Origin of the sequence: Streptomyces sp. NPDC005435 (genome assembly GCF_040703155.1) — a bacterium.
Classification (GTDB): Bacteria; Actinomycetota; Actinomycetes; order Streptomycetales; family Streptomycetaceae; genus Streptomyces.
This window is the reverse complement of the sequence record NZ_JBEXEQ010000013.1, coordinates 1-20609: the sequence shown is the minus strand read 5'-3', so window position 1 is coordinate 20609 and position 20609 is coordinate 1. Positions and strand designations below refer to the sequence as shown.

The 20609-nt window shown below is 73.8% G+C and carries 19 protein-coding genes and 1 rRNA gene; 7 read left to right on the top strand and 13 right to left on the bottom strand.

What is annotated here, in order from left to right:
* Nucleotides 1-23: 23 nt before the first annotated feature.
* The 3 genes from AB0898_RS18060 to AB0898_RS18050 form a co-directional block, all read right to left on the bottom strand.
* A complete protein-coding gene (locus AB0898_RS18060; RefSeq protein ID WP_366803909.1) occupies nucleotides 24-659 on the bottom strand; it encodes a DUF899 domain-containing protein in 636 nt (211 codons plus the stop codon).
* Nucleotides 660-776: 117 nt separating this feature from the next.
* On the bottom strand, nucleotides 777-2624 hold the full coding sequence (locus AB0898_RS18055; RefSeq protein ID WP_366803908.1) for an FUSC family protein: 1848 nt from the start codon (nucleotides 2622-2624) through the stop codon (nucleotides 777-779).
* A gap of 154 nt (nucleotides 2625-2778) precedes the next feature.
* The gene (locus AB0898_RS18050) at nucleotides 2779-3546 is read right to left on the bottom strand and encodes a nucleotidyltransferase domain-containing protein (protein WP_366803907.1); all 768 of its coding nucleotides are present in this window, start codon (nucleotides 3544-3546) and stop codon (nucleotides 2779-2781) included.
* Between the two features lie 106 nt (nucleotides 3547-3652).
* Between AB0898_RS18050 and AB0898_RS18045 the strand changes: the two genes are divergently transcribed.
* Complete coding sequence (locus AB0898_RS18045) at nucleotides 3653-4072, top strand: RidA family protein (protein ID WP_366803906.1); 420 nt, start codon at nucleotides 3653-3655, stop codon at nucleotides 4070-4072.
* Entirely contained in the window at nucleotides 4069-4524 is a 456-nt protein-coding gene (locus AB0898_RS18040; protein WP_366803905.1) for a GNAT family N-acetyltransferase, read from the top strand. The genes AB0898_RS18045 and AB0898_RS18040 overlap by 4 nt, the downstream gene beginning before the upstream one ends.
* 18 nt (nucleotides 4525-4542) lie before the next feature.
* On the opposite strand, the gene AB0898_RS18035 is transcribed toward AB0898_RS18040, so the two are convergent.
* Nucleotides 4543-5238 (bottom strand): uracil-DNA glycosylase, encoded by a 696-nt coding sequence (locus tag AB0898_RS18035; protein ID WP_366803904.1) that lies wholly within the window; start codon nucleotides 5236-5238, stop codon nucleotides 4543-4545.
* A 56-nt stretch (nucleotides 5239-5294) separates the two neighbouring features.
* Entirely contained in the window at nucleotides 5295-6815 is a 1521-nt protein-coding gene (locus tag AB0898_RS18030; protein WP_366803903.1) for a YfcC family protein, read from the bottom strand.
* Nucleotides 6816-6974: 159 nt separating this feature from the next.
* On the opposite strand from AB0898_RS18030, the gene AB0898_RS18025 reads away from it, so the two are divergent.
* Entirely contained in the window at nucleotides 6975-7697 is a 723-nt protein-coding gene (locus tag AB0898_RS18025; protein WP_366803902.1) for an RNA-binding S4 domain-containing protein, read from the top strand.
* Nucleotides 7698-8179: 482 nt separating this feature from the next.
* Here the strand turns inward: AB0898_RS18025 and AB0898_RS18020 are convergent, their stop codons facing one another.
* Complete coding sequence (locus AB0898_RS18020) at nucleotides 8180-8878, bottom strand: class I SAM-dependent methyltransferase (RefSeq protein WP_366803901.1); 699 nt, start codon at nucleotides 8876-8878, stop codon at nucleotides 8180-8182.
* Nucleotides 8879-9047: 169 nt separating this feature from the next.
* On the opposite strand from AB0898_RS18020, the gene AB0898_RS18015 reads away from it, so the two are divergent.
* The gene (locus AB0898_RS18015) at nucleotides 9048-9368 is read left to right on the top strand and encodes a DUF6343 family protein (RefSeq protein ID WP_366803900.1); all 321 of its coding nucleotides are present in this window, start codon (nucleotides 9048-9050) and stop codon (nucleotides 9366-9368) included.
* Between the two features lie 45 nt (nucleotides 9369-9413).
* Here the strand turns inward: AB0898_RS18015 and AB0898_RS18010 are convergent, their stop codons facing one another.
* The 4 genes from AB0898_RS18010 to rpsA form a co-directional block, all read right to left on the bottom strand.
* Nucleotides 9414-9794 carry a tetratricopeptide repeat protein gene (locus tag AB0898_RS18010; protein WP_366803899.1) on the bottom strand — a complete coding sequence of 127 codons (381 nt, stop codon included), beginning with the start codon at nucleotides 9792-9794 and terminating at the stop codon, nucleotides 9414-9416.
* A 49-nt stretch (nucleotides 9795-9843) separates the two neighbouring features.
* The gene (coaE, locus tag AB0898_RS18005) at nucleotides 9844-10467 is read right to left on the bottom strand and encodes a dephospho-CoA kinase (protein ID WP_366803898.1); all 624 of its coding nucleotides are present in this window, start codon (nucleotides 10465-10467) and stop codon (nucleotides 9844-9846) included.
* Between the two features lie 125 nt (nucleotides 10468-10592).
* Nucleotides 10593-11531, bottom strand: coding sequence for a PAC2 family protein (locus tag AB0898_RS18000; protein ID WP_366803897.1), 939 nt, complete (start codon nucleotides 11529-11531; stop codon nucleotides 10593-10595).
* A 244-nt stretch (nucleotides 11532-11775) separates the two neighbouring features.
* Nucleotides 11776-13269, bottom strand: coding sequence for a 30S ribosomal protein S1 (gene rpsA, locus AB0898_RS17995; protein WP_018545698.1), 1494 nt, complete (start codon nucleotides 13267-13269; stop codon nucleotides 11776-11778).
* 390 nt (nucleotides 13270-13659) lie between these two features.
* On the opposite strand from rpsA, the gene AB0898_RS17990 reads away from it, so the two are divergent.
* Nucleotides 13660-14472, top strand: a complete 813-nt coding sequence (locus tag AB0898_RS17990) for a class I SAM-dependent methyltransferase (protein ID WP_366803896.1) — start codon at nucleotides 13660-13662, stop codon at nucleotides 14470-14472.
* A gap of 76 nt (nucleotides 14473-14548) precedes the next feature.
* A complete protein-coding gene (gene hrpB, locus AB0898_RS17985) occupies nucleotides 14549-17050 on the top strand; it encodes an ATP-dependent helicase HrpB (RefSeq protein WP_366803894.1) in 2502 nt (833 codons plus the stop codon).
* Nucleotides 17051-17057: 7 nt separating this feature from the next.
* Here hrpB and AB0898_RS17980 read toward each other — a convergent pair whose 3' ends face one another.
* On the bottom strand, nucleotides 17058-18812 hold the full coding sequence (locus tag AB0898_RS17980; protein WP_366803893.1) for a lytic transglycosylase domain-containing protein: 1755 nt from the start codon (nucleotides 18810-18812) through the stop codon (nucleotides 17058-17060).
* Between the two features lie 275 nt (nucleotides 18813-19087).
* On the opposite strand from AB0898_RS17980, the gene AB0898_RS17975 reads away from it, so the two are divergent.
* A complete protein-coding gene (locus AB0898_RS17975) occupies nucleotides 19088-19930 on the top strand; it encodes a DUF4184 family protein (RefSeq protein ID WP_366803892.1) in 843 nt (280 codons plus the stop codon).
* A gap of 44 nt (nucleotides 19931-19974) precedes the next feature.
* On the opposite strand, the gene AB0898_RS17970 is transcribed toward AB0898_RS17975, so the two are convergent.
* Together AB0898_RS17970 and rrf are read right to left on the bottom strand one after the other, a co-directional pair.
* Nucleotides 19975-20358, bottom strand: a complete 384-nt coding sequence (locus AB0898_RS17970) for a hypothetical protein (RefSeq protein WP_366803891.1) — start codon at nucleotides 20356-20358, stop codon at nucleotides 19975-19977.
* Between the two features lie 163 nt (nucleotides 20359-20521).
* A 5S ribosomal RNA gene (gene rrf / locus AB0898_RS17965) occupies nucleotides 20522-20609 on the bottom strand; the annotation flags it as partial.

The following is a 20609-nucleotide window of genomic DNA, read 5'->3' as shown; positions in this document are numbered from 1 at the left end:
ACTGAGACATTGCCGACACCGAGTCAGTGCGCACCGCCACCGTTCGGGTGGCCGCCGAGCGCGGTCAGGTCGAGCAGGCCGGGTACGGCGCCGAGGGCGTTCAGGGTGTCCTCGTCGTGGACCGAGTAGGTGTGGAAGACGCGGTCGCGGTCGCGGAGGAAGCAGCTGAGGCCGGGGCGTTCGACCGGGCGGCCGTCGTGCTCCACGGTCGCCCCGACATCGCGGCCGAAGTCGCGGCCGAAGTCGCCGGGCGCCGAGGAGTACCAGGGCACCGCCCAGCCCATCCGTGCCTTGAACGGCAGGATCCGGGTGAACGGCGCGCGGGAGACGGCCGCGAACGCGGTGTCCTGGGCGCGCAGCCGGTCGAGGTGGCCCAGCTGGTCCAGGAAGGCCGCGCAGCAGGGGCAGCCCTCCGTCCACTCGGGGGCGAACATGAAGTGGTGGACGACGAGTTGGGCCCGTCCTTCGAAGAGGTCGAGCAGGGTGGCCTTGCCGTCGCCGCCCTCGAAGACGTACTGCGGGTCGACCTCCACCATGGGCAGCCGTCGCCGCTCGGCGCCGAGTGCGTCGCGGGCCCGGGCGAGCGCCTCCTCCTTACGCCGTAACTCCTCGCGCGCCGCCCGCCATTGCGCGCGCGTGACGATCTCCGGAAGCGACATGGACTCTCCTGCCTGTCCGACGGTCGGTGTCGTGGTGCTGACCGGGGCAGGGAGCGGAACTCATCGCGCGGCGCCGGGATTTCTTCACCGATTTCCCGGCGCCCGGGAGCGGGCGGGTCAGGCGGCCGGGAGCACCCGCCAGTCCCGGCGGCCGCTCTCCAGCTCGCGCAGGGCCTCCTGGAGGCGGTCGGTGTGGCGCGGGGTGAGGCGGCCGGTGTCGTCGAGGTGGACCGCGCAGGCGGTGGTGGTGTCCACGAGCCGTTCCAGGGCGGTGGCCACCGCGCCGGTGTCGCAGGTGTGCCGGGCGAGGGCGGGCAGTTCGGCGGCGGCGACCGCCATGGCGGTGTGGGCCTCGGCGAGCGTGCGGTACGCCTCGCGGCGCAGCGCCCAGCGTTCGGCGCGGTCGCCGGACTCGGCCATGACGTGCGCGAGGTAGGCGTGCGCGGCGGTCCCGGCGGCGGCGAGCCGGGCCCGTACGCCCGCGCCCCGCTTCCCCGGCATCGGCAGATGCCCGACGATCAGCACGAGCGCGCAGGCCAGCATGGTCTCCGCGATCCGGCTGACGCCGGCCTGCGGTTCGCCGCCGATCATGATCAGGGCGAGCACGAGCACGGTGACGACGCCGGTCAGCGCGGCGAAGTGCCGGGTGGAGACGGGCAGCAGCGCCCCGCACACCGCGACGAGGACGATCAGCCCGAAGGGCCTGGGCAGCACCGCGGCGAACCCGGCGAAGAGGAGCGCGCCGAGCACGGTACCCGCGGCGCGGCACAGCACCCGGGAGGCGAGCGGGCCGAGGTCGGGCTTGACGAGGAAGACGGCGGTGACCGGCAGCCAGTACCAGTGCTGGTGCCTGCCGTACCAGCCGCTCTGGTGCAGGGCCTGGGCGATGCCCGCGGCCGCGCCGAAGGAGAGGGCGACGCGCAGCCCGTACTCCCGGCCCCCGGTGCCGAACGCGGCCCGCAGCGCGCGCCGGACACCCCAGGGGCGCACCAGCAGCCGGTGGGCGCCGCCGTCGGCGCGGTCGAACGCCTCGGCGGCGTGCAGCAGGGCGTCGTCCAGGGCGCGCAGGGCGGGCGTGGTGCGGGCGGGGGCGGGCAGCGGTCCGGTGCCGGTGTTGCCGCGTACGGCGGCGGCGAGCCGCCGGGGTCCGGCCGAGGCCCGCGCCGAGAGGGGTTCGCCGGCCCAGAAGAGGGCGGTGGCGGCCTCGGCGAGCGGAAGCGCGGCGACGTACTGCGCGTGCAGCCGTCGTTCCGGGGCCAGGGTGGCGTAGCGGCGCAGCCGGGGTCCGGCCAGGGCGTCCTGGGCGCGGTCGAGCGCGGCGGTGAGCGCGGCCCAGCGCGCGGTGGCGTCGGGGCCGCCCACGGCGTCGAGCAGGTCGGCGATCGCGTCGTACACCGCCGCGACCGCCGTCCGCTCGCCCTCGAACCGCAGGTCGGAGACGAGGGAGCCGGGGGTGGGCAGGGCGAGGCGCAGCAGGAGCAGCCAGGCCGCTCCGGCGAGGAAGGCGAGGGCGCGCTGCCAGCCGCTCTCGGGGCTCGGCATTCCGGCGCCGATGGCGGCGGTGACGAGCAGCTGGGTGGCGGAGGCGGAGGCCAGCGGCCCGACCGCGCTGAGCGAGCCCGCGACCAGGCCGAGCAGGGCGAGTACGAGGGTCAGCGGTACGGCGTGCAGGTGCTCGCCCGCGCCGGTGCCGACGAGCAGGCCGAGGCCGCCCGCGAGCGCGGGGGTGGCGAGGCTGCGCACGGAGAGGCGGCGGCCGCCGGGGCGGTCGTTGATCCCGGCGAGCATCGCGCCGGTGGCGGCGAGGACGCCGTCCGCGACATATCCGGCCAGGACCCCCGCGAGCAGCAGCGGTCCGGCGGCGAGCGCGCCACGGGCGACCGCGCTCCAGGGGACGGGCCCGCGCTGGGCGCGGAAGGCGTGGGCGAGCCAAGGCGGCAGTGACCGGGCGGCGGGGCGCGACACGGGGCTCCTGTTCGTACGAGGGCGGGGGCGTGCCTTCGGACGACGGTGGCCGGGCTGGTGTCCCCCTCAACAGTACGGGGCGTTGTCGCCTGCGGGCGACGGGCGGGTTTCGGCGAGGTGAAAGGGCGTTCAGGTGCGCGCGGCGCGCAGCTCCTCAGGCGTCCAGATGGGCGCCGAGCAGGTCCTCGGCCTGCTCCACGGCGTCGGCCAGGGCGCGCGGCTCGGGGCGCAGGACGCCGGTGATCGTGTCCATGCCGCGCAGCCCGGCCCGCTCCAGCAGCCGTTTCTCGTTGGTCACCCACTCGCCGCGTGCCGCGAGGACGGCGTGGGCGGACTGGGCGGCGGCGACGGCGAGGGCGCCCGCGACCTCGGTGAGCCTGCCATGCGGGGCGTGATGCGCCTTGGCGTAGCCGAGGGTGGCGCGGGCGGTGCCGGACCAGCGGGGCGGGGCACTGCGGCGCAGGGCGTCCGGGTAGCGGGCGGGGCGGGGCAGGCTGCCGCGCAGCACCTGGTCGACGGCCAGCTCGGCGACGATCAGATAGGTGGGGATGCCCGCGAGGTGGAAGAGCAGCGGCTCCACCCGGAACCGCCCCTGCTCCGCCTCGGCCAGCTCGTGCTCCACGACGTCCAGGTCCCGGTAGTGCACGTCCACCCGGCGTCCGTCGACCGTCAGCCAGGCCCCGCCGTTGAACACCCCGCCGCCCCAGCCGCCCACCTCGGACACCTCGCCCTCCCAGCCGAGGGCGCGCAGGTCGGCGGGGTCGAAGGCGCCCCGGTAGTAGAGGGCGAGGTCCCAGTCGCTGTCGGGGGTGTGGGTGCCCTGCGCCCGTGATCCGCCGAGGGCGACGGCGCGGACGGTGGGCAGCTCGGCGAGACGGTCGGCGGTCGCGGAGAGGAAGCCGGCGTCGGAGAGGGCGGGCATGCGGGTCCTTGGGTGAGGGTCGGGGCCGCCCGGAAATTCGGGTGCGAGGCGGGTCGTACCCGCGAATGATGCGGAAGTCACCCGTCGTCCCGCCTACGGAGCCGCCATGATCCGCCGCGTGACCGTACCCGCCCTCTTCCCGCCGCCGACCTACTCCCATGCCTCCGTGGTCGAGGCGGGCACCCGGATCGCCTTCCTCGCGGGCGCGGTCCCGCTGGACGAGCACGGCGAACTGGTCGGCGCGGGCGACCCCGTGCGCCAGGCCGAGCAGGTCCTCGCCAACCTGCGCGCCCAGCTCCACGCCGTGGGCAGCGACCTCGCTCAGGTGCTGGCCACCGAGGTGTACGTGGTGAGCGACGACCCGGCGGTCCTCTCGGACGTCTGGAAGGTGGTCGAGGCCTCCGGCCTGAGCCATGGCCCCCACTCCTCCACGCTGCTCGGCGTCGCGTGCCTCGGCTACCCGGGGCAGCTGGTGGAGATCACGGCGACGGCGGCGGTACCGGAACCGGCGGAGGAGCGGGGATGACGGGCCCGGTGGTCCTGCGCCGGGCGGTCGCGGCGGACGCCCGCCCGACCGCCGACGTCTGGCTGCGCTCCTTCGCCGCCGCGCTGCCCACGGTCACCCGGCCCCACTCCGACGACGAGGTGCGCGCCTACCTGCGTGACGTGGTCCTCCCGCTCCACGAGACCTGGGTGGCCGAGGACGCGGAGGCGGGGATCGTCGGCATGATGGTCCTCCACGGAGAGGTGCTGTCCCAGCTCTATCTGGACCCCGGCTGGCGCGGGCGCGGTCTCGGCGACCGGTTCGTGGCCCTGGCCAAGGAACGCGCCCCGGGCGGCCTCGCCCTGTGGGCGTTCCAGGTGAACAAGCCCGCCCGCCGCTTCTACGAGCGGCACGGCTTCACCGCCGTCGAGTACACGGACGGCACCGGGAACGAGGAGCGGGAGCCGGACGTGCGGTACGTGTGGCGGCCCTGACCTGCGGGGGCCGGGCGGTCAGCGCAGGCCGGCCGCCCGGGCCGCCGTGGTCAGGACCTCGCGGAGCATCTCCGTCGTCAGGCGCCCGGTGAAGGTGTTGCGCTGGCTGACGTGGAAGCAGCCGAAGAGGTCTAGGTCGCCCAAGGCGACACGGGTGCCGTGGGCGAAGGGCGGCCGGGGCCGGGGTACGGGCCAGCCGGCCTCGGCGAGGGCGGGGAGTGCCGCCTGCCAGCCGAAGGCGCCGAGGACGACGGCCGCCCGCAGCGTGGGGCGCAGCAGTTCGAGCTCGCTGACCAGCCAGGGGCGGCACATGTCGCGCTCGCCCGGCGTGGGCTTGTTGGCGGGCGGGGCGCAGTGCACGGGCGCGGTCACCCGGACCCCGTACAGCTCCAGGCCGTCGTCCGCGCTCACCGAAGTCGGCTGCGAGGCCAGGCCCACGTCGTAGAGCGCCTGGAAGAGCACGTCCCCGGAGCGGTCGCCGGTGAACATACGGCCGGTGCGGTTGCCGCCGTGCGCGGCCGGGGCCAGCCCGATGATCGCCAGCCGGGCGTCGGCCGGTCCGAAGCCGGGCACCGGGCGCCCCCAGTACGGCTGGTCGGCGAAGGCGGCCCGCTTGGTACGGGCCACCTCCTCGCGCCACTCGACCAGGCGCGGGCAGGCCCGGCACTCGGTCAGCCGCCGGTCGAGCCGGGCGAGGGCGGCGCTGTCGTCCATACCGGCCACCGTAAGCCCCGGGCCGGGCCGCCGCCGGGCCCCGGGTCACGCGTCCCTCAGGTGAACGCCGCCCCCAGCGCCACGAAGCCGCAGATCAGCACGAACAGCACCGCGAGCAGCGGCCACACGAACCGCAGATACCGGTCGTAGCCGACCTTCGCGAGCGCCACCCCGCCCATGACGACGGCGGTGGTCGGCACCCACAGGTTCATCCAGCCGCTGGACGCCTGCCAGGCGGTGACGACGACCGCGCGCGAGACCCCGGCGAAGTCGGCCAGCGGGGCGAGGATCGGCATGGCGAGCGTGGCGTGGCCCGAGGTGGAGGGGATCAGGAAGGCCAGCGGCAGGTTCACCACGAACACGATCACCGCGAAGACACCGGAGGACGTGCCCCGGACCACACCCTCGATGGAGTGCAGCACGGTGTCGGTGATCCGCGCGTTGTTCATGATCACGGTGACGCCCCGGGCCAGCACGATCACCAGCGCGGGCGCGATGAAGTCCGCCGCACCCTGCACGATCGTCGCGCTCAGCCGCTGCTCCCCCATCCGTCCCACCAGCCCCACCAGCACGGCCGCGCACAGGAACAGCGCGGCGAGCTGCGGGAAGGACCAGTCCAGCTCGAACCCGTACGGCTTCGCGTCCGCGTCCCCGCTCAGCGCGCTCGACCAGGGCACCACCGAGAAGATCATGAACGCGAAAACCAGCACCATGGTGATCAGGACCGCCTTGTGCAGCCCGGTCAGCTCCGGCTCCGCGTCCGGCGCCTCGGTGGCGTGGTCGCGGTCGCCGGGCAGGAAACCGGTGAGCGAGCGGGCCGGATCACGTTGCACCCGGCGCGCGTACCGGATCACGTACGCCACCGTCACCGCCGTCAGCACCACCCACATCGCCGAGCGCAGCAGGATGCCGTCGCCGAGGGAGATGTCGGCGGCCGAGGACGCCACCCCGGTCGCGAACGGGTTCACCGTCGAGCACAGCACCCCGATCCCCGCGCCGAGGATGATCGTGCCGACGGCGACCATCCGGTCGTAGCCGAGGGCCAGCATCAGCGGCACGATCAGGCCGTAGAAGCCGAGGGTCTCCTCGGCGAAGCCCTCGACCGTGCCGAGCACCGAGAACACCACCATGATCCCGGCGATGAGCAGCGCCCCGCGCTCGCGCAGCCGGTGGGCCAGGCGGGCGATGCCCCGGTCGAGCGCGCCGGTGGCGAACACGACCGTGATGAACGCCCCGATGGCGAGCACGAACAGGAACACGCCCGCCGCGCCGTACAGACTCCCGGACAGGTCGGGTCCGACCAGGCCGCTCCTGGCGTCCCGCAGTCCGTACAGCCCGTTCACCGGGGAGAGGAAGAGGTCGTCGAGCCGGTCCACGAGGGACCGCCCCGCGGACACCCGGTGGTACGTGCCCTGCACGGGGGCGCCGGAGGCGTCGCGGACGTACTCCCCCGGCGGGATCAGGAAGGCGAGCAGCCACACCGCCACGGTGACGGCGGCGAGGACGGTCAGCGCGCTCGGGAAGGTGAACTTCCGCTCGCGCCGGGACGGTTCCCGGGGCTCGGCCGCCGTCTCCATGTCCCCTCCTTGTCGCCTCCTCGCCCGCAATGGTCACTTCAGCGTCGAGGGCGGCCGGGCGGGGCGCATCCGGGGTGGGCCGTGGGAGGGGCCCACCCCGGGGTGCCCCGGCGGAAAACGGGTCCGGTCCGGGCGGCACGACGCGTTAGGGTCGGCAGCATGGCTCTGGCTGCACAGGACTCACCGGACGCGGACGACGACGTGAACCGTGACTCCGCCGCCCCCGACCCGAAGACCCCGGCCGCCGTGGCCGCCGCGAAGGCCGCGGGGCCGGCGACGGGCGAGAGCGTGCGCGTCGACAGCTGGATCTGGGCCGTACGCCTGGTCAAGACGCGTTCGCTGGGCGCGACCGCCTGCCGTGGTGGCCATGTCCATGTGAACGGTGACCGGGTGAAGCCCTCCCACTCCGTGCGGGTCGGTGACGAGGTACGGCTGCGGCACGAGGGCCGGGAACGGGTCGTGATCGTCAAGCGGCTGATCCGCAAGCGGGTCGGCGCACCCGTGGCCGTCGAGTGCTACGTCGACAACTCGCCCCCGCCGCCGCCCCGCGAGGCCGTCGCCCCCGCCGGGGTCCGGGACCGGGGCGCCGGCCGCCCCACCAAGCGCGACCGCCGCGAACTGGAACGACTCCGGGGCCTGGGCTCACTGGGCGCCTCGGCAGCGACACACGCCGCGTCCGAGGAACGGGACGACACCGCCCCCTCCGGCCACACCGGCCGACCGGACCACCTCGGCGACACCGGCCGCACCGACCGGCCTGGCCGCCCCGGCGACACCAGCCGCACCGACCGGATTGGCCGCCCCGGCGACACCGACCGCACCGACCGGATTGGCCGCCCCGACCGAACCGGCGGCTCCGGAGGCCGACGCCGAGGACGGTGAACCCCGACGGCGCGCCCCGCAGTCGGACAAGCCCAGCCGGCTCCACCAAGCCCGGCCAAGCCGAGCCCGGCCCGGCTCCACCACCCACCCAGCGCAGCCCAGCCCAGCCCGGCTCCGCTCAGCGCAGGCCAACTCGGCTCCGCCAGACCCAGCCCAGCTCCACTCAGCCCACCCCACCCCAGCCCGGCTCCGCCCCGCCCGGCCAAGCCCGGCTCAGCCCCGCTCCACCCGGCTCCGCCAAGCCCAGCCCCGCCCGGCCCGCTCCGCCAAGCCCGGCCAAGCCCAGATCGGCCCGGCCCCGGCCCCGGCCAAGCTCAGCGCAGCCCACTCCACCCCAACCCGGCTCCTCCAGACCCAGCCCAGCTCCACTCAGCCCAATTCCGCTCAGCCCAGCGGCAGCGCCCCCGCCCAGCTCCACTCAGCCCAATTCCGCTCAGCCCAGCGGCAGCGCCCCCGCCCAGCTCCACTCAGCCCAATTCCGCTCAGCCCAGCCGCAGCGCCCCCGCCCGGACCCACACCCCGTCCTCCGTCAGATACCGGTCCACCTCCAGCCCCACCTCCGCCAGCGCCTCCTCGAACTCCTCCACGGTCATGGGCCGGACGCGGAAGGTATGCGTCCAGACCGCGTCCGGGAACACATACTCGGCCCGCACCGAACGCACCCCTTCCCCCACCGGCTCGCTCGACGCGATCCGCACGGTGAAGCCGCTCGGGTCGACCCGCTCCCTCGGTATCCGGGTGTGATAGTCCGCGCTCTGCCGCTGGATCAGGACACAGCCGCCGTCCGCGAGGTGCCGGACGCAGGCGCGCAGCAGACCGCGCCGGAGCTCGGGGTCACCGGTGTGCACCAGGAACGAGGCGAGCATGACCACGTCGAACCGCTCGCCCAGGTCCAGGTCCTCGATGGGCGTGCATAGGGTGCGCGCTCCTCTCACCCGGGCCAGCATCTCCGCCGACTCGTCCACGGCGGTGACCGTGAAGCCCCGCTCCAGCAGGGCATGGGTCACCCGCCCCACCCCGCTGCCCAGCTCCAGGATGTGTGCCCCGGCGGGCACCGCGGCCGCGATGACGTCCGGCTCGTCGCCGACCGGCATCCGGCTGTACAGCTCGACCGCACAGCCGTCCGGAGTGATCGCCCCGGGGCCCGTGCCCTCGTATCCCTCACGCATGTCGACCGTCATGCCCGCACAACGCCCGGCGCTCGTACGACCGTTCCCCTCCGCCGGCCAGTCCACTCGTTCGAGTTAATTCGCCGTCCGGCGGGAACTTTCCGCCGTTGCCGCACGGGGCCGTCCGCCCTTGGTGCGCGGGCGCGGCGGAGAGTACGTTGCAAGGAGGAGTGGAGACGGAATGCGTACGGGCAGTGAACCGGCGACCGCGCGCAGTGCGCTGCGAGCGCGGTTGTGGCTGGCCGTGTGGGGGTTCGGCTGGGCCGTCTTCGGGACCGTCGCCTTCGTACTCGTCGGACGGCCGGGCTGGGCGGCGGCCTGTGCCGTGCTGTGGCTGGTGGTCACCGTCGATCTGACGCTGGTCCTGCGGCACTTGCGGCAGGGCCCGCACTACCAGCCGGGCCGCGACGTCCCGCCGTACGAGCCCGTGGACGGCGAACCGCCGGGCCGGCCGAGGCTGCCCCGGCTGCGCCGCCCGCCGTCACCGCGCCGGCACCCCTGACCCGGGACACCGGGCTGAGCAGGAACCTCGCAGCCGCCCCGGCGCTCAGGAGTCGAAGCGCGCCGCCCGCAGATACTGCGGGTTGGGGTCGAGGGCCGCGGCCAGCCGGAAGTGGCGCCGGGCCTGACCGGGCCGCCCCTGGCGCTCGTAGGTGCGGCCGAGGGCGAAGTGGGCGAAGGCGTTGTCCGGCTCGCGCTCCAGCACGATGGTGAACTCAAGCTCGGCGGGGCGCAGTTGCGCGCAGGCGAAGAAGGCACGCGCGCGCAGCAGCCGGGCGGCGGTGTTCTCGGGATGGGCGGCGATGACCTCGTCGAGCAGCTTCACCGCGCCTCTGGGGTCCCGCGCGTCGAGCAGGCGCTCGGCGGCACGGAAGTCGATGACATGCGTCTCCGGAGTACGTCCGGTCGATCCGCTGGTCTCGGGCACGGCGAAGTCCTTCCCTCACTGGGGCTTTCCAACGCCTGTACGCGGAGGGCTATTCCGTCGAACCGCCCTCGTGGGAACGGGCCGCGCGGGCCGTCAGCTCCTCCCACACCCGGTCGACGCGCTCCTTCAGCGCCGCCAGGGGGACGTCGTTGTCGATGACGATGTCCGCGATCTCCAGGCGCTGTTCGCGGCTCGCCTGGGCGGCCATGCGCGCGCGGGCGTCGTCCTCGGTCATCCCGCGCAGCCGGACCAGCCGGTCGAGCTGGGTCTCCGGGCTCGCGTCCACGACGATCACGAGGTCGTAGAGGGGGGCGAGGCCGTTCTCGGCGAGCAGCGGTACGTCGTGGAGCACCACAGAACCGGGGTGCGCGGCGCTCTCCAGTTCGCGGGAGCGGGCGCCCACCAGGGGGTGCACGATCGAGTTGAGGAGGGCGAGCTTCTCGGGGTCGGCGAAGACGAGGGCGCCGAGCCGGGGGCGGTCCAGGGAGCCGTCCTCGGCCAGGATCTCCGGCCCGAACGCGTCGGTCACGGCGGCGAGACCGGGGGTGCCCGGCGCGACGACCTCCCGTGCGATGCGGTCGGCGTCGATCAGTACGGCCCCGTGCTCCACGAGCAGCCGGGACACCTCGCTCTTGCCGGCGCCGATGCCACCGGTCAGACCCACTGTCAGCATGACCGGAAGCTTAGAGGCCGCCCGGTCGCCGCCACCGCCCGGCCCGGGCCCGGTCCCCGACGGCTCAGCCCCGGCTCCGACGGCTCGGAGCTGACCTCCGACGACTCAGACCGGCCTCCGAGGACTCAGCCCTCGCCCTCCCGCTCCGCGAGGAACCGCTCGAACTCGCGGCCGATCTCGTCGGCGGACGGGATCTCGACCGGCTCCGCGAGCATGTTGCCCCGGGTCTCGGCGCCCGCGGCCGCGTCGTACTGGTGCTCAAGGCCCTGGACGAGCGAGGTCAGTTCCTCGTCGCCCTCGCGGATCTGCCGCTCGATCTCGGTCTGCGTGCGGTGCGCCTCGGTGCGCAGGGAGTGCGCGACGCCGGGCAGGACGAGCCCGGTGGCGGCGGTGATCGCCTCCAGGACGGTCAGGGCGGCGTCCGGGTAGGTGGAGCGGGCGATGTAGTGCGGGACGTGGGCGGCGACGCCGAGCGTGTCGTGGCCGGCCTCGGAGAGCCGGTACTCGATCAACGCCTCGGCGCTGCCGGGCACCTGGGCCTCGTCGAAGGGGCTGCGGTGGCCGGGTACGAGGTCGGTGCGGTTGCCGTGCGGGGTGAGGCCCACGGGACGGGTGTGCGGGACGCCCATCGGGATGCCGTGGAAGTTCACCGAGAGCCGGACGCCGAGCCGCTCCACGATCTGCCGTACGGCCGTGGCGAACCGCTCCCACTCCACGTCCGGTTCGGGGCCGGAGAGCAGCAGGAAGGGGGCGCCGGTGGTGTCCTGGACGAGGCGGACCTCGATGGCCGGCACCTCGTAGTCGGTCCACTGGTCCCGCTGGAACGTCAGCAGCGGGCGGCGGGCCCGGTAGTCCACGAGCCGGTCGTGGTCGAAGCGGGCGACGAGCTGGTGGGGAAGCGTGTCGAGGAGCCGCTCGACGATCTGGTCGCCGGCCTCTCCCGCGTCGATGTATCCGTCGAAGTGGTAGAGCATGACCAGCCCGGCCGATTCCTGAGCCAGCGCCATGTCCACCACGGCCAGCCCCTTCGGCTCCCACGCGTACAAACCCTGCGGATCAAGCACGATGACCGCCCCTCCTAGTGTCCATACCCCCCAACACCCACAGAACGAAAGGCATTCCCAAGATCACCGCGGGTAAGTCCTCAAACACCGTCAAGGTGTCCCACCTGAGGGGCGCGGGGAACTGCGCAACAAGCCACAACGCACCCGCACCCGCACCCGACAACGCACAAAAAAGCCCAAGGGGCCCGCACCTCGAAAGGTACGGGCCCCTCAGACTCAACTGCTAAGCGTCAGCGGCGAGCGTTCAGCTCTGGCCGCCCGCCAGCTTCTCGCGCAGCGCGGCAAGCGCCTCGTCCGAAGCCAGGGCACCAGAGGTGTCCGCACCCTCGGAGGAGTACGAACCGCCACCGGCCGCGGCCGGAGCAGCGGCCTCGCCGCCCTCGGCGGCAGCGGCCTCGTCGGCCTCGCGGGACTTGATGACCTGCGCCTGGTGCTGCTCGAAGCGCGACTGCGCCTCGGCGTACTGGCCCTCCCACGCCTCGCGCTGGGTCTCGTAGCCCTCGAGCCAGTCGTTGGTCTCGGGGTCGAAGCCCTCGGGGTAGATGTAGTTGCCCTGGTCGTCGTACGACGCGGCCATGCCGTACAGGGTCGGGTCGAACTCGACCACGGACGGGTCGGCGCCGAAGGCCTCGTTGGCCTGCTTCAGCGAGAGGCTGATGCGGCGACGCTCCAGGTCGATGTCGATGACCTTGACGAAGATCTCGTCGTTGACCTGGACGACCTGCTCCGGGATCTCCACGTGGCGCTCGGCCAGCTCGGAGATGTGGACCAGACCCTCGATGCCCTCGTCCACGCGGACGAACGCACCGAACGGAACCAGCTTGGTGACCTTACCCGGGACAACCTGGCCGATCTGGTGCGTCCGGGCGAACTGCTGCCACGGGTCCTCCTGCGTCGCCTTCAGCGACAGGGAGACACGCTCGCGGTCCATGTCGACGTCGAGAACCTCGACGGTGACTTCCTGGCCGACCTCGACAACCTCGGACGGGTGGTCGATGTGCTTCCAGGACAGCTCGGAGACGTGAACCAGACCGTCGACGCCACCCAGGTCCACGAAGGCACCGAAGTTGACGATCGAGGACACGACGCCGGAGCGGACCTGACCCTTCTGGAGGGTCGTGAGGAACGTCTGGCGGACCTCGGACTGGGTCTGCTCCAGCCAGGCACGGCGGGACAGGACCACGTTGTTGCGGTTCTTGTCCAGCTCGATGATCTTCGCCTCGAGCTCCTTGCCCACGTAGGGCTGGAGGTCGCGGACGCGGCGCATCTCGACCAGGGAGGCCGGGAGGAAGCCGCGGAGGCCGATGTCGAGGATGAGACCACCCTTGACGACCTCGATGACGGTACCGGTGACGATGCCGTCCTCTTCCTTGATCTTCTCGATGGTGCCCCAGGCGCGCTCGTACTGGGCACGCTTCTTCGAGAGGATCAGGCGGCCTTCCTTGTCCTCCTTCTGGAGAACCAGGGCCTCGATCTCGTCGCCGACCTTGACGACCTCGTTCGGGTCGACGTCGTGCTTGATCGAGAGCTCGCGGCTCGGGATGACACCTTCGGTCTTGTAACCGATGTCGAGCAGGACCTCGTCCCGGTCGACCTTCACGATGACGCCGTCGACGATGTCGCCGTCGTTGAAGTACTTGATCGTCTCGTCGATCGCGGCGAGGAAGGCTTCCTCGTTACCGATGTCGTTGACCGCAACCTGCGGGGTGGTGGCGGTGGTCTCGGTGCTGCTCGTCATGTGGGAAAGGGCTCCGGTACGGACATTGAAGTCGTAGGTACTGCTTGCGCCGGGAGCCCGTTTCGCTCTGCAGAAGTCGGACAGCCAAGGAAGCGCCACATAAGCACCGGGTGCCCGGTGGCGCCTCGAAAACCGAGGGGACATACATACAGATGCGAGCGCGACCTGCTACGTCTGAGGTGCGCAGGCCCGCAGCGCAACTTGTAGCATACGGGGGCAGCCGGGCAGGGTCAATGCGCGAAGGCGCACACCCGGGGCGGATCGCCGCATTCCCGGCAGAAGAATCGTCTCAAGTGGCCACGCAGGCCCGGGAGACCCGTTCCGTGACACTCGCCCGGCGGGTCGGCTGGACGGAAGAGTACGACGAGGGAGCCGATCATCCAAGAGCCGATGGGGCCCGATCCCGAGGGGACCGAGCCGGAAGCAACCCGCCGTGACGCGGACGTCGCGGAGAGCAGCCGCGCCAACCGCGGCTGGTGGGACCGCAACGCGGACGAGTACCAGGTCGAGCACGGCACGTTCCTCGGCGACGACCGCTTCGTATGGGGCCCGGAAGGCCTGGACGAGGTGGAGGCCGAGCTGCTCGGCGCGTCCGAGGACCTGAAGGGCCGGGACGTGCTGGAGATCGGCGCCGGCGCCGCCCAGTGCTCCCGCTGGCTGGCCGCGCAGGGCGCCCGCCCGGTCGCGCTCGACCTCTCCCACCGCCAGCTCCAGCACTCCCTGCGGATCGGCGGTTCCTTCCCGCTGGTCTGCGCGGACGCGGGCGCGCTGCCCTTCGCGGACGCCTCCTTCGACCTGGCGTGCTCGGCCTACGGCGCGCTGCCGTTCGTGGCCGACCCCCGGCTGGTGCTGCGCGAGGTGCGCCGGGTGCTGCGCCCCGGCGGCCGGTTCGTGTTCTCGGTGACGCACCCGATCCGCTGGGCCTTCCCGGACGAGCCGGGGCCCGAGGGGCTGTCGGTGGCCGCGTCGTACTTCGACCGCACCCCTTATGTGGAGCAGGACGAGAACGGTCACGCCGTCTATGTGGAGCACCACCGCACGATCGGCGACCGGGTGCGGGACATCGCGGCCTCCGGTTTCCGCCTGGTGGACCTCGTCGAGCCGGAGTGGCCGGCCTGGAACACCTCCGAGTGGGGCGGCTGGTCCCCCCTGCGGGGCGCGCTGATCCCGGGCACGGCGATCTTCGTGTGCGAGCGGGACTGAAACCCTCCCCGGGAGTGAAATCCCCTCGCGGCGGACCGCAACCTCTTTGCAACGGGCCGCGTACGACACTGGGGGCGTGATCCGTGACGACGCCCTCGACGCGCTGCCCGTGCGCTCCGCCCTGCCCGCCCTGACCGACGCGCTGGCCGGCAGCGGCGCCGCCGTGCTGGTGGCGCCGCCCGGCACGGGCAAGACGACGCTGGTGCCGCTGGTCCTGGCCGGGCTCGTCGGCGGCGGGCCCGCGCGGCGGGTCCTGGTGGCCGAGCCCCGGCGGATCGCGGCGCGGGCGGCGGCCCGGCGGATGGCGTGGCTGCTGGGCGAGAAGCCCGGTGACAGTGTCGGGTTCACGGTGCGCGGCGAACGGGTCGTCGGGCGGCACACGCGCGTGGAGGTCGTCACCACGGGTGTGCTGCTCCAGCGGCTCCAGCGCGACCAGGAGCTGCCCGGGGTGGACGCCGTGATCCTCGACGAGTGCCATGAACGCCATCTGGACGCGGACACGGCCGCCGCCTTCCTCTGGGACGTGACCCAGACCCTGCGCCCCGACCTGCGCCTGGTCGCGGCCTCCGCGACCACCGACGCCGAGGGCTGGGCCCGGCTGCTCGGCGGGGCGCCGGTGGTGGAGGCGGCGGGGATCACGCACCCCGTCGAGACCGTGTGGGCGCCGCCCGCGCGCCCGGTCCGGCCGCCGCACGGCATGCGAGTGGACCCGGCCCTGCTCACGCACGTGGCGTCCGTCGTACGGCGGGCGCTCGCGGAGCGTCCCGGTGACGTGCTGTGCTTCCTGCCCGGTGTCGGTGAGATCGCGCGCGTGGCCGGGCAGTTGGGCGAGCTGCCGGACGTGGACGTGCTCCAGGTGCACGGGCGGGCCCCGGCCGCCGTGCAGGACGCGGTCCTCGCGCCCGGGGAACGGCGCCGGGTGGTGCTGGCCACCTCGGTCGCGGAGTCCTCGCTGACGGTGCCCGGGGTGCGGGTGGTCGTGGACTCGGGGCTGGCGCGCGAGCCCCGGGTGGACCACGCGCGCGGGCTGAGCGGTCTGGCGACGGTACGGGCCTCGCGCGCGGCCGGACGGCAGCGGGCGGGCCGCGCCGGACGTGAGGCGCCGGGCGCGGTCTACCGGTGCTGGGCCGAGGCCGAGGACGGCCGGCTGCCCGCCTTCCCGGCACCCGAGATCAAGGTGGCCGACCTGACCGCCTTCGCCCTCCAGACCGCCCGCTGGGGCGACCCGGACGCCTCGGGCCTCGCCCTGCTGGACGCGCCGCCCGCCGGCGCGATGGCGGCGGCCCGCGAGGTTCTGACGGCGGTGGGCGCCGTGGACCCCGCAGGACACGCCACCGAGCGGGGCGCCCGGCTGTCCCGCCTCGGCGTCCACCCCCGCCTGGGCCGCGCCCTGCTGGACACCGACGGCACCGGCGCCGAGACGGTCGCCCTGCTGTCGGAGGAGGTCCCGCGCGAGTACGGCGACGACCTCGCCACGGCGCTGCGCCGGGCCCGGCGGGGCGGGGACGCGTACGCGGCGCGGTGGCGTACGGAGGTACGGCGGCTGCGGGGGCTCGCCGGGGCGGCGGAGCGGGTGGGCAGAGCCCCTGACGGCCATGACGTCCTCGACGCGGCCGTCGGACGCGTGGCCGCGCTGGCCTTCCCCGAGCGGGTGGCCCGGCTGGACAAAGGCTCGTACCTCATGGTGTCCGGAACGCGTGCGGAGCTGTCGGAGGGATCACCGCTGCGCGGGGCGCCGTGGATCGTGGTGGCCGTGGCCGACCGGCCCGGCGGGAAGGGGCACGCGCGCGTGCGGCTCGGCGCCGCCGTACCGGAGGGCGTGGCACGGGAGGCGGCCCGCGCGCTCCTCTCCGAGGGGGAGGAGGTGCGCTGGGCGGACGGGGAGGTCGTGGCGCGGCGGGTCGAGCGGCTCGGGGCCGTGGAGCTGGCCGTACGGCCCCTCGCGGACCCGGAGCCCGGACTGGTGCGCGCGGCGCTGCTCGACGGGCTGCGGCGGGAGGGCCTTGGGCTGCTGAAGTGGTCCGAGGGCGCGAGGGCGCTGCGACGGCGGCTGGCGTTCCTGCGGACGTGTCTGGGCGAGCCATGGCCGGACGTGTCCGACGAGGCGCTGCACGCGCGCGTGGACGAATGGCTGGAACCCGAGCTGAGCCGGGCCCGGCGGCGCGCCGATCTCGGCCGGATCGACGCCGGGCAGGCGCTGGCCCGGCTGCTGCCGTGGGCGAGCGGGGAGGCGGGCCGGCTGGACGAGCTGGCGCCCGAGCGGATCACCGTGCCGAGCGGCTCGCAGATCAGGGTCGACTACTCCGACCCCGAACGGCCCGTGCTCGCCGTGAAGGTGCAGGAGATGTTCGGGCTCGGCGAGACCCCGGCGGTGGCCGGGGTGCCGCTCCTGGTCCATCTGCTCTCGCCCGCCGGGCGCCCCGCCGCCGTAACGGCCGACCTCGCCTCGTTCTGGCGGGACGGCTATCGCGGCGTACGGGCCGAGCTGCGCGGGCGCTATCCGAAGCACCCGTGGCCGGAGGACCCGGCCACGGCCGCGCCCACCCGGCACACCAAGGCGCGCCTGGAGCGGAGTTGACCTGCCGTCAGGACGTCGCGGACGGGCTCGGCGACGGCTCGGCCGAGGCGGAACCGTCCGGGGCGACCGTCAGCTTCACGGTGAGGGTGGCGCCGCCCGTGGTGGTGATCCGGAGCAGATAGGTGCCGCTGACGTCGTCGGCGTACAGCTTCGGGAGGGTGAGCAGGCCCTTGTCGTCCGTCTTGAGCCCGGTGAGGGTGCGGACGGGGTGGTCGTCGGCGTCCTTGAAGTAGGGGCCCTTGTCGTTCTCGGCAGGATCGTCGTCGGCCTTGATCAGCGTGGCGGTGGCCTCGACGCGGTCGGCGACGGCGCCCTTGTAGGTGGCCTCGACCTGGACGGGGTCGGCGAACTCGCCGCCGGGGACGCAGGTGTGGGCCTTGTCGTCGGCAGGGGCGAGGGCGTCGGCGGCGCGCGGGGTGACGGTCGCCTTGTAGGTGACCCCCTTGACCTGGTGGCCGACCAGCGCGGTGGTGATCTTGAAGTCGCCGGTCTTCTCGCCCGCCTGGAGGGCGGGGGCGGTCGCGACACCCTTGGCGTCGGTGACGACGGTGGCCACGGTCTCGCCGCCCTCGAAGGTGGCATCGGTGTCGCCGGTGAGGGTGAAGCGGACGCGCACCTTGGCCACGGCCTTGCCGGCCTCGGTCTCGGCGCGGGCGGCGATCTTCCCGGTGAAGGCGTGCCCGGCCATGGCGGTCGGCTCGGCCGCGTCGGGGTCGGCGTAGGCCAGGTGGTCCACGGTGTCCGAGGGGGTGGGCTGCTCCCACGGCGGGGTCGGCGGCTTGGGGGTGGGCTTGTCGTCGCCTCCGGCGGGGGTGCCGGGGTCGGGCTTCGCGGGCTTGCCGGGCTTGCTCGGCTTGGCGGGCTTCGGGTGCTTCGACGGCTTCGCGGGCGCGGACGGTCCGGTCGTGCCGGGCTGCGTGGCGGTCTCGTCGCTGCGGTGGGCGGGCAGGCCGCCGGTGCCGTCGGGGACGGTGTGGACGCCCTTGCGGTAGTAGTCGACCCAGTTCAGGACGAGGTTCAGATAGTCGGTCGAGTTGTTGTAGCTGAGGATCGCGCTGCGCAGGTCGTCCTCGCGCGACAGGTCCCGGTCGCCCCGGCACAGATAGTGGCCGGCGGCGAGGGCGGCGTCGTAGACGTTGTTCGGGTCGGCCTTGCCGTCGCCGTTGCCGTCGCGGCCCGCCCACGCCCAGGTGGAGGGGATGAACTGCATCGGGCCGATGGCCTGGTCGTAGGAGGCGTTGCCGTCGTAGACGCCGTGGTCGGTGTCCTTGATCAGCGCGAAGCCGTTGCCGTCGAGCTGGGGGCCGAGAATGCGGCCGATGGTGGTGCCCTCGGCGTCCACGCGGCCGCCGCGGGCCTGGCCGGACTCCACCTTGCCGATGGCGGCGAGGAGTTGCCAGGGCAGGTTGCAGCCGGGCTTGGAGCTGCGCAGCTCGTCCTCGGCGCGCTTGTAGGCGTCGAGGACGGTCGCGGGGATCTCGCCCGCGGCCTCTCCCTCGCCCCGCGAGACGGGCGTGCCGATGACGGGCGAGGAGCTGGGGGCGGGGCTGTGCAGCGGCGGCAGGTCGGTGTAGTACGGAGAGCTGCCGGTGGCGTCGGACGCCGTGTCGGGCGCCGGGGTACCGGCGGCGGTGGGTACGGAACCGCCGTTCTCGCCGACCGCTCCCGGAGCCTGTGACGCGGACAGGGCCGCGACCGCCACAGCGGCCACCGCGGTACTCGCCGCTCCCTTGCGCAGCCGCCTGCCGATATGCGCCGCCATGAAGCCAACCCTCCCCTGGGCGCCATGGCGCCCGTCTCCGACTACCTCGCACTGGTGTGACGACTGAGCCCGTGCGGTGGTTGCCCTTGGTGCGCGTTCCCGTTCCTGTGGCGGGTGCGCCGTACGCACCGCGCGGAGGCCCAGTTGACCCTACGACAACTTGCTTGGCATGCACACCCGTTCGTGTCCGGATTCCGCCGCCACGCATACTGGGTCGCACCCGATCACCGGTCCCGGGCGCGGCGAACCGCCGACGTCCGCTTCTGGAGGCTCCGTTGCCGTTCACCCTCAGTCATGCGGCCGCCGTGCTGCCCGCGATCCGCCGGGACGGGAGCGGGCGGGGCCGGCTGGTGCCCTCGGTACTCGTCGCGGGCTCCTTCGCACCCGACCTCACCTATTTCGCGGCGAGTTTCATGCCGGGCGCGATGGCATTCGGGGCGGTCACGCACTCCTTCGCCGGGGTGGTGAGCGTGGACGTGCTCATCGCGTGGGCGCTGGTCGCCCTGTGGCTCCTGGTCCGCGAACCGCTCGTGGCACTGCTGCCACGAGCGCTGCAGGACCGGCCGGCCGCGCTGCTGCGCTGCGGGGTGCCCCGGGGGCGGGTGCGGGCCACGACCGCGCTGTGGTGGTACGTCTCGGCGGCGCTCGGCGCCCTGACCCACGTCGTGTGGGACGCCTTCACCCACCACGACCGCTGGGGCTCCCGCCTCTTCCCCGCCCTCATGCGCAGCGTGTCCGGGCTGCCCCTCTACACCTGGCTCCAGTACGGCACCTCGGCACTGGCCGCCGCGCTGCTCGCGGTGTTCCTGCTACGCGCGCTCCGGTCGGCCCCCGCCCCGGTGCCGTACGGCGTCCCGCCCCTCTCCCCCCGCGACCGCACCCTGGCCGCGGCACTCCTCGGCGCCTGCGCCACAGCCGCCGCCCTCCAGCGGACAGCCCTGTGGTGGACCCGCCCGAACGCCCGACTCCTCGAACTGGTCCCCACCCTGTGCTTCGGCGCCGGCGCCGGACTGCTGGTGGGCATGGTGCTGTACGCCCTCACGGTCAGGACTTGTCGTCCGGTTGCCGTGCGGGCGGACGCACCTGTCCGGGAACCAGCTGAGCCCGGGACTCGCTGACGGCATCGAGCTGCTCGTGAGGGTGCCGCTCCACGCCGCCGTCGTCAGGGTGTGGCGTCCGGCTCCTGCGCGGAGGGCCGGCCCTGCCCGGGAGCCGGCGGGGCCGGGCGCTCGGCGAGGGACGCGATGAACACGGTCAGGGTGTGCCGGGGGCGGGCCTTGGGGAGGGCGGCCAGCAGCAGGGCGAGGTAGCCCCGGGCGACGTCCGCACGGGCGCGCCAGTCGAGCGCGGCGGCTCGACGTCTCAGGGCCGCGAGGACGGCACGTGCGCGCGCGGCCGGGTCGACGGGAATGCGGGCACTGCTCGCATCGGCCGCGAGCAACGGCACCGGCGAGGCGTCTCCGCCCCGCCCCGGGTCCGCCTCCGCCCGCTCGATCCGACGGTGCCACGCCCGGGTCCTGCGGCGGTGAAGCATCCGTATACCCATGCTGGCAGTGTTGCCGCAGCGGCCACGGGGAGGCGTTCTGACGGGGGCCACGCGAGTGACGGGGCCCTCCGGGGGCTGGCGAAACGTGCCAATCTCCGGAGGGAAAAGGGTCCGGAACGCAGAAAACCCCCGCACCAATGGTGCGGGGGTTTCCCTAAAATTAGTTCGGCGGCGTCCTACTCTCCCACAGGGTCCCCCCTGCAGTACCATCGGCGCTGTGAGGCTTAGCTTCCGGGTTCGGAATGTAACCG

Bases quoted from the DNA above. Each gene is read 5' to 3' on its own strand.
- AB0898_RS18045 (WP_366803906.1), top strand. From the start codon at position 3,653: ATGATCCGCCGCGTGACCGTACCCGCCCTCTTCCCGCCGCCGACCTAC.
- AB0898_RS18030 (WP_366803903.1), bottom strand. From the start codon at position 6,815: ATGGAGACGGCGGCCGAGCCCCGGGAACCGTCCCGGCGCGAGCGGAAG.
- coaE (WP_366803898.1), bottom strand. From the start codon at position 10,467: ATGCTGACAGTGGGTCTGACCGGTGGCATCGGCGCCGGCAAGAGCGAG.
- AB0898_RS18040 (WP_366803905.1), top strand. From the start codon at position 4,069: ATGACGGGCCCGGTGGTCCTGCGCCGGGCGGTCGCGGCGGACGCCCGC.
- AB0898_RS17990 (WP_366803896.1), top strand. From the start codon at position 13,660: ATGGGGCCCGATCCCGAGGGGACCGAGCCGGAAGCAACCCGCCGTGAC.
- AB0898_RS17980 (WP_366803893.1), bottom strand. From the start codon at position 18,812: ATGGCGGCGCATATCGGCAGGCGGCTGCGCAAGGGAGCGGCGAGTACC.
- AB0898_RS18025 (WP_366803902.1), top strand. From the start codon at position 6,975: ATGGCTCTGGCTGCACAGGACTCACCGGACGCGGACGACGACGTGAAC.
- AB0898_RS18015 (WP_366803900.1), top strand. From the start codon at position 9,048: ATGCGTACGGGCAGTGAACCGGCGACCGCGCGCAGTGCGCTGCGAGCG.
- AB0898_RS17970 (WP_366803891.1), bottom strand. From the start codon at position 20,358: ATGGGTATACGGATGCTTCACCGCCGCAGGACCCGGGCGTGGCACCGT.
- AB0898_RS18060 (WP_366803909.1), bottom strand. From the start codon at position 659: ATGTCGCTTCCGGAGATCGTCACGCGCGCGCAATGGCGGGCGGCGCGC.
- rpsA (WP_018545698.1), bottom strand. From the start codon at position 13,269: ATGACGAGCAGCACCGAGACCACCGCCACCACCCCGCAGGTTGCGGTC.
- AB0898_RS18035 (WP_366803904.1), bottom strand. From the start codon at position 5,238: ATGGACGACAGCGCCGCCCTCGCCCGGCTCGACCGGCGGCTGACCGAG.
- AB0898_RS18050 (WP_366803907.1), bottom strand. From the start codon at position 3,546: ATGCCCGCCCTCTCCGACGCCGGCTTCCTCTCCGCGACCGCCGACCGT.
- AB0898_RS18020 (WP_366803901.1), bottom strand. From the start codon at position 8,878: ATGACGGTCGACATGCGTGAGGGATACGAGGGCACGGGCCCCGGGGCG.